We start from the raw sequence: 15,744 nt of genomic DNA, 5'->3' as shown, positions 1-15,744 counted from the left end.
GATCCGAACGAGAGGCCCTAGTGGGCGGAGCCCGACAGCTGGAGTCCGATCACGCCGATGATGACCAGGCTGATCGACACGATCTTCAGGGTGGAGACCAGGTCGCCGAGGAAGACCATGCCGTAGATCGCGGTGCCCGCCGCGCCGATGCCGGTCCACACGGCGTAGGCGGGGCCGACGTCCAGCTTCCTCAGGGACAGGGTGAGCAGACCGAAGCTGCCCAGGGCGAACGACGCGAAGGCGATCGTGGGCCACAGCCGCGTGAACCCGTGCGAGAGCTTCAGGCACACGGCGAAGCCGGTCTCCAGTATCCCGGCCACTATGACCAGCAGCCACGCCATGTGCGGTCCTCCCGTTGATCCGGATCTCCGGCTCGGTGCGATTATGCACTTACCGGCCGCGCGGCCCGGCAAACAACGCGAGGCTCAGTCGCCTTCCTTGCGCTCCCTGGTGGCCAGCAGCCGGCGCAGCGAGTACAGCCGGGCCGGGTCCGCGTGCCCCTCCTCCACCCACGCGTCCAGCGCGCAGTCCGGCTCGTCGTGGCTGCACGCGCGCGGGCAGCCCGCCGTACCGGGTTCGAGGTCGGGGAAGGCGTGGATCACCCGCGACGGATCGATGTGCGCGAGACCGAAGGAGCGGACCCCGGGGGTGTCGACGACCCAGCCGTCCGTTCCGGCCAGCGGCAGGGCGAGGGCGGACGTGGTGGTGTGCCGGCCGCGGCCCGTCACCGCGTTCACATGGCCCGTCAGACGCCGGCGCTCGTGCGGCACCAGCGCGTTGACCAGGGTCGTCTTGCCGACGCCCGAGTGACCCACGAACGCGGTGATCTTGCCCGCGAGGTGTTCGCGGACCATGTCCGCCGCGTCCCCGTTCTCCAGTTCCCCGCGGCTGGTGACGACGTACGGGATGTCGAGGGCGCCGTACAGCTCCAGCAGCTTCTCCGGCGGGGCCAGGTCCGACTTGGTCATCACCAGCAGCGGCTCCAGACCGCCGTCGAAGGCCGCGACCAGACAGCGGTCGATCAGCCGGGGGCGGGGCTCGGGATCGGCCAGGGCCGTCACGATCGCCAGCTGGTCGGCGTTGGCGACGACCACCCGCTCGTACGGATCGTCGTCGTCGGCCGTGCGGCGCAGCACCGAGGTGCGCTCCTCGATGCGGACGATCCGCGCGAGCGTGTCCTTGGTGCCGGACAGGTCACCGACCAGGGCCACCCGGTCGCCCACCACGGCCGCCTTGCGGCCCAGCTCGCGCGCCTTCATGGCCATCACGACCCGGTCCTCGACCAGGCAGGTCAGCCGTCCCCGGTCGACGGTGAGGACCATGCCCTCGGCCGCGTCCTCGTGCTTGGGCCGGATGTTCGACCGCGGCCGGTTGCCCTTGCGGTTGGGGCGGCTGCGGATGTCGTCCTCGTCGGTGTGCTTGCCGTAGCGGCGCATGGCGTACGTCCCTACTGCCCGAGCATCCCGGTCCACAGCTCGGGGAAGTCCGGCAGGGTCTTCGCCGTCGTCGCCACGTTCTCGATCCGCACGCCCGGTACGGCGAGGCCGATGACCGCGCCGGCGGTCGCCATGCGGTGGTCCTCGTAGGTGTGGAAGGTCCCGGCGTGCAGCGCGCGCGGGCGGATGTGCAGGCCGTCGGCCGTCTCCGTGACGTCACCGCCCAGCTCGTTGATCTCCTTGGTGAGCGCGGCCAGCCGGTCCGTCTCGTGCAGCCGCAGATGGGCCACGCCCCGCAGGGTGGACGGCGAGTCGGCGAGCGCGGCCACGGCCGCGATGCCCGGGGTCAGCTCGCCCACGTCACCGAGGTCCACGTCGATGCCGTGGACCGCCCCCGAACCGGTGAACTCCAGGCCCGACTCGGTCAGTTCGCAGGAACCGCCCATCTCGGTGAAGATCTCCCGGAGCCTGTCACCCGGCTGGGTGGTCCGCGCCGGCCAGTCCGGGATCACCACCTTGCCGCCGGTGACCAGGGCCGCCGCCAGGAACGGCTGCGCGTTGGACAGGTCCGGCTCGATCGTCAGGTCCCGTCCGAGCAGCGCGCCCGGCGTCACCCGCCACACGTTGGGCTCACCGCCCGACTCCGGGGTGTCCACCTGGGCGCCGACCGCGCGCAGCATGTCCACCGTCATCCGGATGTGCGGCACCGAGGGCAGGCTGGCGCCGGTGTGGCGGACCTCCACGCCCTGGTTGAAACGGGGGCCCGACAGCAGCAGCGCCGAGACGAACTGCGAGGACGAGGAGGCGTCGATCGACACCGGGCCGCCGTCCAGGGCCCCGCCGCCGTGCACGGTCAGCGGCAGCGTGCCCCGGCCGTCGTCGTCGATCCGGGCGCCGAGCACCCGCAGTGCGTCGATCACGCCGTTCAGGGGACGCTCGTACGACCGCGGGTCCCCGTCGAACCGGACCGGGCCGTCGGCCAGCGCGGCCACCGGAGGCAGGAACCGCATCACCGTGCCCGCGTTGCCGACGTCGACCGTGGCCGGGCCGGACAGGCCCGTGGGCAGCACCCGCCAGGCCTCGCCGGTGCCGTCCGGGCCCACGCCCTCCTCGATCTCCACGCCCATGGCCCGCAGCGCACCGGCCATCAGCAGGGTGTCGCGGGACCGCAGCGGGCGGCGCAGCCAGCCGGGCTCGGAGGCCAGGGCCGCGAGGACCAGAGCGCGGTTGGTGACCGACTTGGACCCCGGCACGTGGACCGTCGCGTCGACGGCTCCGCTCGCGTGCGGGGCGGGCCAGAGGGCGGTGGAGGAGGTGTTCGGGGCCATGGGGCCACTTTATAAGGAGGCCGCGCCGTCAACCTTCCAGCAGCCAGCGGCCCCCGCCGATCAGCGAGCACAGCGAGACCGCGTGGAAGAGGAACAGCCACAGGCCCGCCGGCACGTGCGTCAGCCGCGACAACTGGTCCGCGTCCGAGTCCCCCGCCCCCGACCGGGACCGCTTGGCCTGGAGCTCGAACGGCGGCCGCACCCCGCCGGACAGCAGGAACCACACCACCGCGTACGCGAACGCGGCCTGCACCCGCGGCCCCGCCAGCCAGGACACCAGCAGGAAGGCCCCGCCCGCGAGGACCACGGTCAGCACGCCGTAGGCGTTGCGGATCATCACCAGCATCGCCACCAGCAGGGCGGTGGCCGCCCACAGCAGGAGGGTGATGCGTCCGGCGGCCAGCAGGGCGGCCCCGCCGAGGCCCAGCAGCGAGGGCGCCGTGTAGCCCGCCGCGGCGGTCAGGATCATGCCCAGCCCGTACGGCTTGCCCCGGCTCACGGTGAGACCGCTGGTGTCGGAGTGCAGCCGGATGCCGGTGAGCTGCCGGCCGGTGAGCAGGGCGACCAGACCGTGACCGCCCTCGTGCGCGATGGTGATCGCGTTGCGGGATATCCGCCACACCGGGTGCGGGACGACCACGGCGAGGGCGGCGGCCAGCGTGGCCAGCACCACCCACAGGCCGGGATCGGGCTGGGTGCCGGTGAGCCGGTCCCAGAGGTCGGGCAGCGCGGTGGCGGCGAGGCTGTCCATCGGTCGGAGTGGCTCCCTGTACTGGTACGGAGTCTGGCAGTGTGGCACGTATGTGCGGACGGTATGCATCGAGTCGTGGGCCCGAGGATCTCGCGGGCATCTTCGGGGTCGAGACGGGGGTCCCCTCGGGGCGAGCGGAGTCGGGCCTGCGGGGGAGGGAGCCCGAGGAGACCCTGGAGCCCGACTACAACGTGGCGCCGACCAAGGAGGTCTACGCCGTCCTGGACCGCCCCCTGAAAGACGCGGACTCCCCGCGTCCGGTTCGCCAGCTGCGCAGGCTGAAGTGGGGCCTGGTCCCGTCCTGGGCGAAGACCCCGGAGGGCGGCGCCCGGATGATCAACGCCCGCGCGGAGACCGTCCACGAGAAGCCCGCCTACCGGCGCGCCTTCGCCGCCCGCCGCTGCATCCTGCCGGCCGACGGCTACTACGAGTGGGTCACCGGCGCCCAGGAGCGCGACCTGGAGGTGGAGGGCAGGAAGAAGCGGCCGCGCAAGCAGCCGTACTTCGTGCTGCCCGCCGACGGCTCGGTGTTCGCGATGGCCGGCCTGTACGAGTTCTGGCGCGACCGGACCCTGCCCGACGACCACCCGCGCGCCTGGTGGGCCACCTGCTCGGTGATCACCACCGAGGCGGAGAGCACCCCGCTGGCCGTGGCCCCCGCCGAGGGCCCGGGCTCCCTCGCCGAGATCCACCCCCGGATGCCCCTGATGCTCACCCCGGACCGCTGGGACGCCTGGCTCGACCCCTCCCGCACCGACCCCGACGACCTGCGCGCGCTGCTCGCCCCGCCGCCGGCCGGCCTGATGCGCGCCTACCCGGTCTCCACCGCCGTCAGCAACGTCCGCAACAACGGCCCGGAGCTGCTGAAGGAGCTTCAGGCTCCGGAAGAGGGCACACTCTTCTGACGTGACCGAGGCGACAGACGTGACAGAGGTGACCGCACAGACCGTCGGTACGCAGGCCGGGGACGCCCGGATCACCTGGCACCCGGCGAAGAGGGCCCGGCTGGTGCTGGCCGTCGGGCACGGCGCCGGCGGTGGCATCGAGGCACGCGACCTGCGGGCGCTGGCGGCCGTGCTGCCCGCCCACGGCGTGACCGTCGCCCTCGTCGAGCAGCCCTGGCGGGTCGCCGGCAAGAAGGTCGCGCCCGCGCCGAAGACCCTGGACACCGGATGGCGGGGCGTGTGGCCCGCGCTCACCGGGCCGGGTCTGCCGGTGATCTCCGGGGGGCGCAGCGCCGGCGCCCGGGTCGCCTGCCGCACGGCGGCCGAGCTGGGCGCGCACGCCGTGCTCGCGCTGAGCTTCCCGCTGCACCCGCCGGGCAGGCCGGAGAAGTCCCGGGCGGAGGAACTGCTGGGGGCCGGGGTGCCCACGCTGGTCGTCCAGGGCGGCAACGACCCCTTCGGGAAGCCGGCGGAGTTCCCGGAGGGTGACTTCCGGCTCATCGAGGTGCCCCACGGCGATCACGGGTTCGCCGTTCCCAAGCGCGCGGAGATCACCCAGGAGCGGGCGCTGGAGGTCGTCACCGGCGCGGTACGGGAGTGGATCGCGTCACTCGGGTGACCCGGGAATGTTGTGCGGTGGGCCGCTGTTGAGCCGATCGGAAGTGCCGACGGCTTCGGCACCGACGTCGCAGGAGAGGAAGTCCGCCGCATGGGTTCGACCATCTGCCCGGCCCGCAGCAGCCGCAGTGACCTGGACTGGTCCGTGCTGCACGCGGCCAAGACCGCTCCTATTCGAGCGGCGGCAGGCACGGGTCGTGTTCTATCCTCCGAATCGAGTGGGATCGGTTTCGGTCCCATCCGGGATCTTGAGGAGGTGGGTCCGGTCACCGGTACCGACGCAGGGACCGACAACGGCCAGGCGGAGCTGCCCGAGGGCCAGGGCGTCAGCGCGGACGCGTCCGATGAGTCGACCGCGGAGCGCAGCGCGCGCTTCGAGCGGGACGCGCTCGAATTCCTCGACCAGATGTACTCGGCCGCGCTGCGCATGACGCGCAACCCGGCCGACGCCGAGGACCTGGTGCAGGAGACGTACGCCAAGGCGTACGCGTCCTTCCACCAGTTCCGCGAGGGCACCAACCTCAAGGCGTGGCTGTACCGCATCCTCACGAACACCTTCATCAACTCCTACCGCAAGAAGCAGCGCGAGCCCCAGCGCTCCGCCGCGGAGGAGATCGAGGACTGGCAGCTCGCCCGTGCCGAGTCGCACATGTCGACCGGTCTGCGCTCCGCGGAGTCGCAGGCGCTCGACCACCTGCCCGACTCGGACGTGAAGGCCGCGCTCCAGGCCATCCCCGAGGAGTTCCGCATCGCCGTCTATCTCGCGGACGTCGAGGGGTTTGCCTACAAGGAGATCGCGGACATCATGGGGACACCCATCGGTACGGTGATGTCCCGGCTGCACCGGGGCCGCCGTCAGCTGCGCGGCATGCTGGAGGACTACGCCCGTGAGCGCGGGCTGGTCCCGGCCGGCGCCGGAGAGTCGAACGAAGCGAAAGGCTCGGGCTCATGAGCTGCGGAGAGCCGCACGAGACGGACTGCAGTGAGGTCCTCGACCACCTGTACGAGTTCCTCGACAGCGAGATGCCGGACGTCGACCGCGACAAGTTCCAGCACCACTTCGAGGAATGCTCGCCGTGCCTGGAGAAGTACGGCCTGGAGCAGGCCGTGAAGAAGCTGGTGAAGCGGTGCTGCGGGCATGACGACGTGCCCGCCGACCTGCGGGCCAAGGTCATGGGGCGGATCGACCTGATCCGTTCCGGGCAGACCGTGCCGGAGCACGATGTCACCAAGGCCCCGGCGGCACCGCGGGAGTCCTGACACGCCGGGGCACATCACCCGAACGTGCTAATGCTCAGGTCATAAGCCCCGCATCCCCCGATTCCGCCCTAGGCTCCGAGCCTGGAGGAGGCACGGTCGGGGAGGGGCGTGATGGACGCGGTACCGGCAAGGGCGCGCGGCTACGTCGCCGCCGTCGCCCTGTCGGCCGTCCTCTGCCTGCTGCCCCTGCCGGTGACGCACACCCCCTGGGAGGCAGCGGCCCTGCTGGCCGCGCTCTACGCGGCCTGCGAGCACGCCGTGCGCCGCCGCTTCGGCGGCACCTTCTACCCGGTGCTGCTCGCCGGTGCGTTCCTGCTGCCCCCGGCGGCCGCCGCGCTCGTCCCGGTGCCCGCCGCGCTGCTCTCCCCGGTCGAGCATCCGCCCGTCCTGCTCCGGCGCGTGTGGCGGGCCGCCCAGCCCGCGCTCGCCGTGTGGGCCGCCGCCCGGACGCACCGCGCACTCGGCGGCGAGGACGCCGTCCTCGGCTCGGACTTCCCCTCCGCGCTGCTGCCCGCGGGCGCGGCCGTCCTCGCGTTCTGCCTGGTGCTCACCGCGCTCGACGGCGGCCTGCGCGCGGCGGCCGGGCTGGTGCCGCTGCGGCGGGCCTGGCGCGGGCTGCTAACGCGCTCACCGGCCCCGATCGCCGTGCACGGACTCGCCGGGCTGATGATGGCCGTGCTCTGGCGCAGCCCCTACGGCCCCGTCGCCGCGCTGCTCGTGCTGCTGCCGATGGGCGTCTCCTGGTGGGTCTTCGCCCTGTACCACCGCGAACGCGCCGCCCACCAGGCCACCATCCGCGCCCTCGTCCAGGCCGTCGACATCAAGGACGGCTACACCCGCGGCCACAGCGAACGCGTCGGACACGCCTCCGTGCTGATCGCCCGCGAACTCGGCATGGACGACGACCGCGTCGAGGTGCTGCGCTTCGCCGGCATCCTGCACGACGTCGGCAAGCTGGGCGTGCCCACCCGGCTGCTGCGCAAGGACGGCCCGCTCACCCCGGAGGAGCGGCGGATCATCGAACTGCACCCCGAGTACGGCCACCAGATGGTCCGCGGCATCTCCTTCCTGGGCGAGGCCCGCGCGGCCATCCTCCACCACCACGAACGGCTCGACGGCAGCGGTTACCCGTACGGCCTGGCCGGTGACCGCATCCCCGAGTGCGCCCGGATCGTCGCCGTCGCGGACGCATTCGACGCCATGACCTCCACTCGCTGCTACAGCAGGGCACGCCCGGTCGAGGCCGCCGTCGCCGAACTGGAGCGCTGCGCCGGGGCCCACTTCGACCCCCGGATGGTCGGCGCGCTGGTCCGTGCCCTGCGCCGCTCCGGCTGGCATCCGGCGGTCACCGCCGACGAACCCGTCCACGGCACCGCGCCCGCGGAGCGGACCCCCAGCACCGGGGCACCCCGATGACCGCCCTGCGGCTGATCCACGGCGCCGCCGCCCTCGTCGCGGCCGGCTCCCTCGCCGTCACCCTCTGGACCGGCCTGCACGACCGGGGCGTCGCGCTCGCCTTCGGCGTGCTCATAGCCGCCGGCGAACTGACCCGCTGGAGCGACGAGCAGGGACAGCGGCAGGCCGCGCCGCTCGGTGCCGCCGGCGCCCTGTCGTACGCCCTGCTGGGCGCCGACGCCGGACGGCCCGGCCAGCACGGAGCCGCGCAGGTCGTCACCGTCGTCCTCCTCGCCACCGTGCTCGGCGCCGTCCCGCACATCTGGTCCGGCCGCAGCCCCACCGTCGACCACCTGACCCGCCGGCTCCTCACCGTCGGCTTCGCCGCCGTCTGCTTCCAACCCCTCTACAGCCAGGGCGTCTTCGCCCGATGGGGCGGCCCCGCCTACGCCCTGCTGCTGCTCACCCTGCTCGCCCTCACCTCCCTGTGCGGTGCGGTCCTGGCCGCCGCGCTCGCCCACTGCCGCACCCGCTGGCCGTTCGGCCCGCTGCTGCGCGAGGAGCTGCGCGGACTGCTCGGCATCGGCTCCGCGATCTGCGCGACCGGCGCCGTGATGGCCCTGGCGGTCGCCGTCGTCGGCCTGTGGGCACTGCCCGTGTTCTGCCTGCCCATGCTGCTCGTGCAGCTCTCCCTGAGCCGCTACGCGGCCGTCCGCGCCACCTACCGGCAGACCATCGCCTCCCTGGCCCGCGCCACCGAGATCGCCGGCTGCACCCCCGCCGGGCACGCCCACCGCGTCGCCGCGCTCAGCCTCGCCGTCGGCCGGGACCTCGGCCTGACCGGACCCGAGCTGACCGTCCTGGAGTACGCGGCCCTGATGCACGACATCGGCCAGCTCAGCCTGGTCGACCCGGTCCCGGCCGGCGCCACCGCCGGCCTGCCCGCCGCGGAGCAGCGGCGCATCGCCCTGCTCGGCGGTGCGGTCGTCCGGCAGACCGGCGTGGACGCGGCCGTCGCCGTCGTCGTGGAACGGCAGGCCGACCCGTACCGGGAACAGCCGCTCGCCGCCCGGATCGTCCGCGCCGTGAACGCCTACGAGGAGCGGTCCCGTGACGCCGGACCCGAAGGCCCGCTGCGCGCGCTGGAGGAGCTGCGGCTCGGCACGGCCGGGGACTACGCTCCGGAGGTCGTGGAGTCGCTCGCCCGGGTGCTGGCCAGGCCACCGGGCGTGCGCGAGCGGGTGCCGTCGCGGCGAACGGGACTGTCTGACCCCGCGCCCGGCTGGGTAACCCATGGGTAATGAGCGCCTTTCCCACGGCACGTGGTTGGATGCGAGGGAGAGGGTGTCCGGGGGCACAAGCCAGCCCACAGCGGGAAATGGAACTGGCAGGCGGGAATCGTGAGGATCTTCGGCAAGGGACGGCACCGGCCCTCCGCCTCCTGGCGGCAGGCCACCGACCGGGCGTTCACGCTCATCGGCGACGGCCGGTACGAGGACGCGGGCGAGCTGCTGACACGGGCCGCCGATCTGGAACCCTGGCTGTCGGAGTCCTGGTTCAACCTGGCCCTGCTACACAAGTTCCGGCACGACTGGGAGCAGGCGCGCGCGGCCGGACTGCGCGCGGTCGCCCTGCTCGAACGGGAGACCGGGGCGCCCGACTGGTGGAACGTCGGCATCGCCGCGACCGCTTTGCAGGACTGGCCGCTGGCCCGCCGCGCCTGGCAGGCGTACGGGCTGAAGGTGCCGGGGGGAGCCGCGGCCTCCGCCGAGCCCGTCGGCATGGAGCTGGGCAGCGCGGCCGTACGGCTCTCCCCGGAAGGCGAGGCCGAGGTCGTCTGGGGCCGCCGGCTGGACCCCGCGCGGATCGAGGTGCTGTCGATCCCGCTGCCCTCCTCCGGGCGGCGCTGGGGGGAGGTCGTGCTGCACGACGGCGTCCCGCACGGTGAGCGCACCACCTCGGACGGGCACTCCTACCCGGTCTTCGACGAGATCGAGCTGTGGGCGCCGTCGCCCGTCCCCACCTGGGTGGTCCTGCTGGAGGCGGCCACCGAGGCCGACCGGGACGCGCTGGAGCAACTCGCCGCGGACGCGGGCTTCGCGGCGGAGGACTGGTCGTCGTCGGTACGGCTGCTGTGCCGGATGTGCAGCGAGTCCCGCATGCCGTCCGACGAGGGCGAGGGGGTGCACCTGGACCCGCACGACCACAGCGAGCCGGGTCACCCCGGGCCGCTCGGGCACCGCACGGACGGACAGCTGTGGGTGCCGGAGCGGGAGTGCGGTGTCGCGGCCCCGGCATCCCTCGTGCGGGGGCTTCTCGACGGATGGGTCGCCGACAGCCCGGACTCGCGGGACTGGCGCGATCTGGAAGAGGTCTGCTGAGCGGGCGCCGTACCCTGTATCAGCAACATCTCTGCCCTGTTCTTTGAGGAAGGCGTACGTCGGTCATGGCGCAGCAGGACACCGATCAGCAGCACGCGGGCGTGCTCCCCGTCGACGGCGAGGGCTACGTCGTCGACACGGAGGACTGCGAGGAGCGCGAGAGGGCCTGGCGCGAGCGCGGCACCTCCCGGCCGATCACGGTCGTCGGCAACCCGGTGCTGCACAAGGAGTGCAAGGACGTCACCGACTTCGGCGAGGAGCTCCAGCAGCTCGTCGCCGACATGTTCGCCAGCCAGCGCACCGCCGAGGGCGTGGGCCTGGCCGCCAACCAGATCGGTGTCGACCTGAAGGTCTTCGTCTACGACTGCCAGGACGACGAGGGCGTCCGGCACGTGGGCGTGGTCTGCAACCCGAAGCTCGTCGACCTGCCCGCCGACAAGCGCCGGCTGGACGACAGCAACGAGGGCTGCCTGTCCGTGCCCACGGCCTACGCGTCGCTCGCCCGCCCCGACTACGCCGAGGTGACCGGCCAGGACGAGCTGGGCAACCCGATCAAGGTCCGCGGCACCGGCTACTTCGCCCGCTGTTTGCAGCACGAGACCGACCACCTCTACGGCTACCTGTACATCGACCGGCTGTCGAAGCGGGACCGCAAGGACGCGCTGCGGCAGATGGCGGAGAACGAGCCACGCTACCCCGTGGTCGCCAACGACTGAGCGACGCCGCGCACTCGGGGCGCCCCGTCCGGGATCCTTCCCGGGCGGGGCGCCTTCGCGTTGCCGCATCCCGCTCGTTCGTGCGTCGAACAACCGGTCCCTTCTACGCCCCTGGTGATCCTTAACCAGTCACACAAGGGGGGATTCGAGGCGCCTTGGGGTGGTGAATGAGGCAAATCCGTTCCCACGGCGGTCAGTTGTGGTGCTGAATGGAAGTGCGGGACACGCAACGGCGCACGCCCGGCACAACGGGAGGGGTGTGCGCTCCTGGCGGCTGAGAGGGGTTTGTTCGTGCAGGCTTTCCCACACAGCACCACAGCGACGCAGACGGCGGTCGTAGTCCCACCGTCACTGGCACTCCCGGTGATCGAGTCCGCCTTTCCACGGCAACTGCATCCGTATTGGCCACGGCTCCAGGAGAAGACCCGGCTCTGGCTCCTGGAAAAGCGGCTCATGCCGCCGGCCAAGGTTCAGGAATATGCCGATGGCCTGTGCTACACCGACCTCATGGCGGGCTACTACACCGGCGCCCCCGACGAGGTCCTCCAGGCCATAGCCGACTACAGCGCCTGGTTCTTCGCCTGGGACGACCGCCACGACCGCGACATCGTGCACGGCCGGGCGGGCGACTGGCGGCGGCTGCGGCACCGGCTGCACGCGGCTACGGACGCACCCAGGCACCATCTGCACCACCCCGACCCCTTGGTGGCGGGCTTCGCGGACAGCGTGCTGCGGCTGTACGGCTTTCTGTCACCCACCTGGAACCAGCGGTTCGCCCGCCACTTCCACGCGGTCGTCGAGGCCTACGACCGTGAATTCCGCAACCGCACCGAGGGATACATACCCGGCGTCGAGGAATACCTCGCGCTGCGCCGCCTCACCTTCGCGCACTGGATATGGACGGACCTGCTCGAACCCAGTGCCGGATGCGAACTCCCGGATGCCGTCCGGAAAAAGCCGGCTTACCGACGGGCGGCCCTTCTCAGTCAGGAATTCGCCGCCTGGTACAACGACCTCTGTTCGCTTCCGAAGGAAATAGCGGGCGACGAGGTGCACAATCTCGGAATCAGCCTCATCACCCACAAGGGGCTGACCCTCGAAGAAGCGGTGGACGACGTCCGGCGGCGCGTCGAGGAATGCGTCAGCGCATTCCTCCAGGCCGAGCGGGACGCCCTGGGGTTCGCCCGCGAGATCGACGACGGAACGGTCCGCGGAAAGGAGCTGAGCACCGCGGTCCAGTCCTGTGTCGGCAATATGCGCAACTGGTTCAGCTCCGTCTACTGGTTCCACCACGAGTCCGGCCGGTACATGGTCGACAGCTGGGACGACCGCTCCACGCCCCCGTACGTCACGAACGAAGCGGCAGGTGAGAAATGACCGTCGAGTCGGTACAGCCCGCGAACCCCGGGGCCCCCGCGAACGCGGGGACGCCCGTGAACCCCGAGACGTCCGGCCTGCGTGAACCGCCCCTGGCCGGAGGTGCCGTACCGGTCCTCGGGCACGGTCTGAAACTGGTCCGCGACCCGCTCGCCTTCATGTCCGGGCTGCGTGACCACGGAGACGTCGTCCGGCTGAAGCTCGGCCCCAAGACGGTGTACGCCGTCACCACCCCGGCGCTCACCGGAGCGCTGGCCCTGAACCCCGACTTCAAGATCGACGGCCCGCTGTGGGAATCGCTCGAGGGTCTGCTCGGCAAGGAGGGCGTGGCCACCGCGAACGGCCCCCGGCACCGCCGGCAGCGGCGCACCATACAACCGGCGTTCCGGCTGGACGCGATACCCGGCTACGGCCCGGTCATGGAGGAGGAGGCGCACGCCCTGACCGACCGCTGGAAACCCGGCGGCACCATCGACTGCACCTCCGAGTCCTTCCGGGTCGCCGTCCGCATCGCGGCCCGCTGTCTGCTGCGCGGCGACTACATGGACGAGCGCGCGGAACGGCTCAGCATCGATCTCGCCACCGTCTTCCGTGGTATGTACCGCCGGATGGTGATCCCGCTCGGCCCGCTCTACCGGCTGCCGTTCCCGGCGAACCGTGAATTCAACCGGGCGCTGGCCGATTTGCATCTGCTGGTGGACGAGATCGTCGCCGAGCGGAGGGCATCTGGTCAAAAGCCGGACGATTTGCTGACGGCATTGCTGGAGGCGAAGGACGACAATGGCGACCCCATCGGGGAACAGGAGATCCACGACCAGGTCGTCGCCATACTCACCCCCGGCAGCGAAACAGTCGCGTCCACGATCATGTGGCTGCTCCAGGTCCTCGCCGCACATCCGGAACACGCCGAGAAGGTACGGACCGAGGTCGAATCCGTGACCGGCGGTCGACCGGTCGGATTCGAGCACGTCCGCTCGCTCACGCACACCAACAATGTCGTCGTCGAGGCCATGCGGCTCCGGCCCGCCGTATGGATATTGACGCGGCGCGCGGTGAGCGACACCGCGCTCGGCGGCTATCGCATTCCGGCCGGGGCGGACATCGTCTACAGCCCGTACGCCATCCAGCGCGACCCCCGCTCCTACGGCCGCCACCTCGACTTCGACCCCGACCGCTGGCTGCCCGAGCGGGCCAAGGAGGTGCCGAAGTACGCGATGAGCCCGTTCAGCGTGGGCAACCGCAAGTGCCCCAGCGACCACTTCTCCATGACCCAGCTGAGCCTGATCACGGCGGCGGTCTGCGCGAAGTACCGCTTCGAACAGGTCGCCGGCTCCGACGACACCACCCGCGTGGGCATCACGCTCCGCCCGCAGAACCTGCTGCTGCGGGCGACGCCCTGGTAGGCCGCCTGTACCGGCGCGCGCTCAGGCGGCCTCCGGGCCCCGGAACGCGCGCCGGTAGGCGTGGGGGGTCGTCCCCAGCGCCCGGACGAACTGGTGGCGCAGCGCGGCGGCCGTACCGAACCCGGTGCGCCAGGCGATGGCGTCCATCGTCTCGTCCGTGCCCTCCAGCAATTGCTGTGCCAGCAGTACCCGTTGGCGCAGGATCCACCGGTACGGCGTGGTTCCGGTCTCCTGCTGGAAGCGCCGGGCGAAGGTGCGCGGCGCCATGTGGGCGCGGGCGGCGAGCTGTTCGACGGTCACCTCCTCGTCGAGGTGGGCCTCCATCCAGGCGAGCACCTCACCGACCGTGTCGCAGGGCGCCTTCGGCAGGGGCCGCTCGATGAACTGCGCCTGCCCGCCGTCCCGGTGCGGGGGCACCACCATCCGACGGGCGATCTTGTTGGCGACCTCCGGCCCCTGCTCCTTGCGCACGAGGTGCAGACAGGCGTCGATCCCGGCGGCGGTGCCGGCCGAGGTGATCACGGGGTCCTCGTCCACGTACAGCACGTCAGGCTCGACCGTGAGCCGCGGGTAACGCCGGGACAGCTGTTCGGCGTTGTGCCAGTGCGCCGCGCACCGCCGCCCGTCCAGCAGCCCCGCCGCGGCCAGCACGAACACCCCGGAGCAGACGCTGAGCACCCGGGTGCCCCGGTCCACGGCCCGCCGCAGCGCCGCCAGCAGCTCCTCCGGATACTCGCGCCGCGTATAGGTCTCCCCGGCCGGTACGGCGATCAGATCGGCCTCTTCCAGCCGCTCCAGGCCGTACGGCGTGGACACGGTGAACCCGCAGTGGGTGCTCAGGACGGGCCCCTCCGCCGACACCACGGCGAAGTCGTACACGGGCAGTCCGTCGTCGCTGCGGTCGATGCCGAACACCTCGCACACGACACCCAGCTCGAAGGGATGCACTCCGTCCAGCAGCACGGCGGCCACGTTCTTCAGCATGCTGCCAGTGTGCCTCGGCAGTGGCAGGAATTCGAGGCTCTACGGCAGTCCTGCCACTCCCGGTAAGGAGTGTCAGGCGCGACAGTGGTGTACATGAACGGAAACCAGATCGAAGGCATGATCGGAATGCTCGCCACTCTCGGGATCCTGGTCCTCCTGATCCTCCCGTCCGTGCTCGGCATCGTGCGCGAACGGCGCATCGACCGCCAGCTCCGGGCGGCCGAGCGGCCGGCGGCACCCCGGCCCACCGGGCCGGCGCAGGAGCCCGAGCCTCGCAGGAGGCGTCACGGCGCGGCCCGCCCCGCCTGACGAGCCCTGGCCGCCCGCTGTGTAACCTCGCCTCCCACACCACAAGGGGAGGGAACATGCGAGGCAGAACGGCCGGGAAGGCCTGGGCCCTTGCGGGCGGGGCCGCGGCCCTGACGCTGCTGACCGCGACGGGCGCCCACGCGGAGGGCAGGGGGGACATCCGCGTCGTGAAGACCGTCGTCAACAAGGGCAGGAACGTGATCGTCGGGACGTCGAAGAGGGTCACGTTCCCCATCGCCCTCACGATCAAGGACAACTCCGGCGTGAAGGGGGTGACCGATGCCGGCACCCTCAACACGGCTTACGGCTGGGACTTCTTCGAGTGGAGCGGGACGTCCTGCGTGAAGAAGTCGCACACCACGTCGGTGTGCACGGTCACGATGACGGTCGCCCCGGCCTGGATCCGCGACAGCGACGACATGGACAGCAACAAGCTGGCCGGCGTCTGGCAGGCCAACGCCACCGTCAAGGCGAACGACGGCGACTACTGGATCTCCGACCGGATCGCCGAGTTCAAGGTCAAGCGGGCCTCGCGACTGACCACGGACGCCTCGCCCGAGCCCGTCGCCAAGGGCGCCAGGCTGACCGTCACCGGCAAGCTGTCCCGGGCGAACTGGGAGGACCTGAAGTACCACGGGTTCACCGGGCAGGACGTGCAGCTCCAGTTCAAGGCGGACGGCGCCGCCCACTACCGCACGGTGAAGACCGTGCGCACGGGCGACGCCGGAAAGCTCAGCACCAAGGTCACCGCCACCGCGGCGGGCAGCTGGCGCTGGTACTTCCCCGGCACGACGACGACCGCGCGGGTCGTGTCGGCCGGGGACGCGGTGAAACTGAAGTAA

At 71.8% G+C, this 15,744-nt stretch carries 17 protein-coding genes; 12 read left to right on the top strand and 5 right to left on the bottom strand.

Features of this window, described 5'->3' with window-relative positions; all coding sequences use genetic code 11:
• Positions 1-17 precede the first annotated feature (17 nt).
• From AB0946_RS05475 to AB0946_RS05460, 4 genes are all read right to left on the bottom strand, one after another.
• The gene (locus tag AB0946_RS05475) at positions 18-341 is read right to left on the bottom strand and encodes a multidrug efflux SMR transporter (RefSeq protein WP_103812495.1); all 324 of its coding nucleotides are present in this window, start codon (positions 339-341) and stop codon (positions 18-20) included.
• A gap of 84 nt (positions 342-425) precedes the next feature.
• Positions 426-1,436, bottom strand: a complete 1,011-nt coding sequence (gene rsgA / locus AB0946_RS05470; RefSeq protein WP_366759298.1) for a ribosome small subunit-dependent GTPase A — start codon at positions 1,434-1,436, stop codon at positions 426-428.
• Positions 1,437-1,447: 11 nt separating this feature from the next.
• On the bottom strand, positions 1,448-2,764 hold the full coding sequence (aroA, locus tag AB0946_RS05465) for a 3-phosphoshikimate 1-carboxyvinyltransferase (protein WP_366759297.1): 1,317 nt from the start codon (positions 2,762-2,764) through the stop codon (positions 1,448-1,450).
• Between the two features lie 28 nt (positions 2,765-2,792).
• A complete protein-coding gene (locus tag AB0946_RS05460; RefSeq protein ID WP_366759296.1) occupies positions 2,793-3,515 on the bottom strand; it encodes a M50 family metallopeptidase in 723 nt (240 codons plus the stop codon).
• A 50-nt stretch (positions 3,516-3,565) separates the two neighbouring features.
• Between AB0946_RS05460 and AB0946_RS05455 the strand changes: the two genes are divergently transcribed.
• The 10 genes from AB0946_RS05455 to AB0946_RS05410 all read left to right on the top strand — a co-directional run bounded on the left by AB0946_RS05455 (position 3,566) and on the right by AB0946_RS05410 (position 13,609).
• Positions 3,566-4,420 carry an SOS response-associated peptidase gene (locus tag AB0946_RS05455; RefSeq protein ID WP_366759295.1) on the top strand — a complete coding sequence of 285 codons (855 nt, stop codon included), beginning with the start codon at positions 3,566-3,568 and terminating at the stop codon, positions 4,418-4,420.
• 1 nt (position 4,421) lies between these two features.
• On the top strand, positions 4,422-5,078 hold the full coding sequence (locus AB0946_RS05450) for an alpha/beta family hydrolase (protein WP_366759294.1): 657 nt from the start codon (positions 4,422-4,424) through the stop codon (positions 5,076-5,078).
• A gap of 255 nt (positions 5,079-5,333) precedes the next feature.
• Positions 5,334-6,029: an RNA polymerase sigma factor SigR gene (gene sigR, locus AB0946_RS05445; protein ID WP_014674890.1), complete on the top strand. Its 696-nt coding sequence runs from the start codon at positions 5,334-5,336 to the stop codon at positions 6,027-6,029.
• The gene (gene rsrA, locus AB0946_RS05440) at positions 6,026-6,337 is read left to right on the top strand and encodes a mycothiol system anti-sigma-R factor (RefSeq protein WP_171152966.1); all 312 of its coding nucleotides are present in this window, start codon (positions 6,026-6,028) and stop codon (positions 6,335-6,337) included. Before sigR ends, rsrA begins: the two co-directional genes overlap by 4 nt.
• 111 nt (positions 6,338-6,448) lie before the next feature.
• The gene (locus tag AB0946_RS05435; protein ID WP_366759293.1) at positions 6,449-7,753 is read left to right on the top strand and encodes an HD-GYP domain-containing protein; all 1,305 of its coding nucleotides are present in this window, start codon (positions 6,449-6,451) and stop codon (positions 7,751-7,753) included.
• Complete coding sequence (locus AB0946_RS05430) at positions 7,750-9,033, top strand: metal-dependent phosphohydrolase (protein WP_366759292.1); 1,284 nt, start codon at positions 7,750-7,752, stop codon at positions 9,031-9,033. Before AB0946_RS05435 ends, AB0946_RS05430 begins: the two co-directional genes overlap by 4 nt.
• 99 nt (positions 9,034-9,132) lie before the next feature.
• A complete protein-coding gene (locus AB0946_RS05425; RefSeq protein WP_366751995.1) occupies positions 9,133-10,113 on the top strand; it encodes a tetratricopeptide repeat protein in 981 nt (326 codons plus the stop codon).
• A 65-nt stretch (positions 10,114-10,178) separates the two neighbouring features.
• Positions 10,179-10,829, top strand: coding sequence for a peptide deformylase (gene def, locus AB0946_RS05420; RefSeq protein ID WP_366759291.1), 651 nt, complete (start codon positions 10,179-10,181; stop codon positions 10,827-10,829).
• A gap of 291 nt (positions 10,830-11,120) precedes the next feature.
• Entirely contained in the window at positions 11,121-12,206 is a 1,086-nt protein-coding gene (gene cyc1, locus AB0946_RS05415; protein WP_366759290.1) for an epi-isozizaene synthase, read from the top strand.
• Complete coding sequence (locus tag AB0946_RS05410; RefSeq protein WP_366759289.1) at positions 12,203-13,609, top strand: cytochrome P450; 1,407 nt, start codon at positions 12,203-12,205, stop codon at positions 13,607-13,609. The genes cyc1 and AB0946_RS05410 overlap by 4 nt, the downstream gene beginning before the upstream one ends.
• Positions 13,610-13,630: 21 nt before the next feature.
• Here AB0946_RS05410 and AB0946_RS05405 read toward each other — a convergent pair whose 3' ends face one another.
• Positions 13,631-14,593 (bottom strand): helix-turn-helix domain-containing protein, encoded by a 963-nt coding sequence (locus tag AB0946_RS05405; RefSeq protein ID WP_366759288.1) that lies wholly within the window; start codon positions 14,591-14,593, stop codon positions 13,631-13,633.
• A 93-nt stretch (positions 14,594-14,686) separates the two neighbouring features.
• Here AB0946_RS05405 and AB0946_RS05400 point away from each other — a divergent pair, with 93 nt between their 5' ends.
• Complete coding sequence (locus AB0946_RS05400) at positions 14,687-14,902, top strand: hypothetical protein (protein WP_366759287.1); 216 nt, start codon at positions 14,687-14,689, stop codon at positions 14,900-14,902.
• Positions 14,903-14,958: 56 nt separating this feature from the next.
• Positions 14,959-15,744, top strand: coding sequence for a hypothetical protein (locus AB0946_RS05395; protein ID WP_366759286.1), 786 nt, complete (start codon positions 14,959-14,961; stop codon positions 15,742-15,744).

The organism is Streptomyces sp. NPDC046870 (genome assembly GCF_040704595.1).
GTDB classification, from domain to species: domain Bacteria; phylum Actinomycetota; class Actinomycetes; order Streptomycetales; family Streptomycetaceae; genus Streptomyces; species Streptomyces argyrophylli.
The sequence above is the reverse complement of the archived record's forward strand: the minus strand, read 5'-3'. Positions and strand labels throughout refer to the sequence as shown.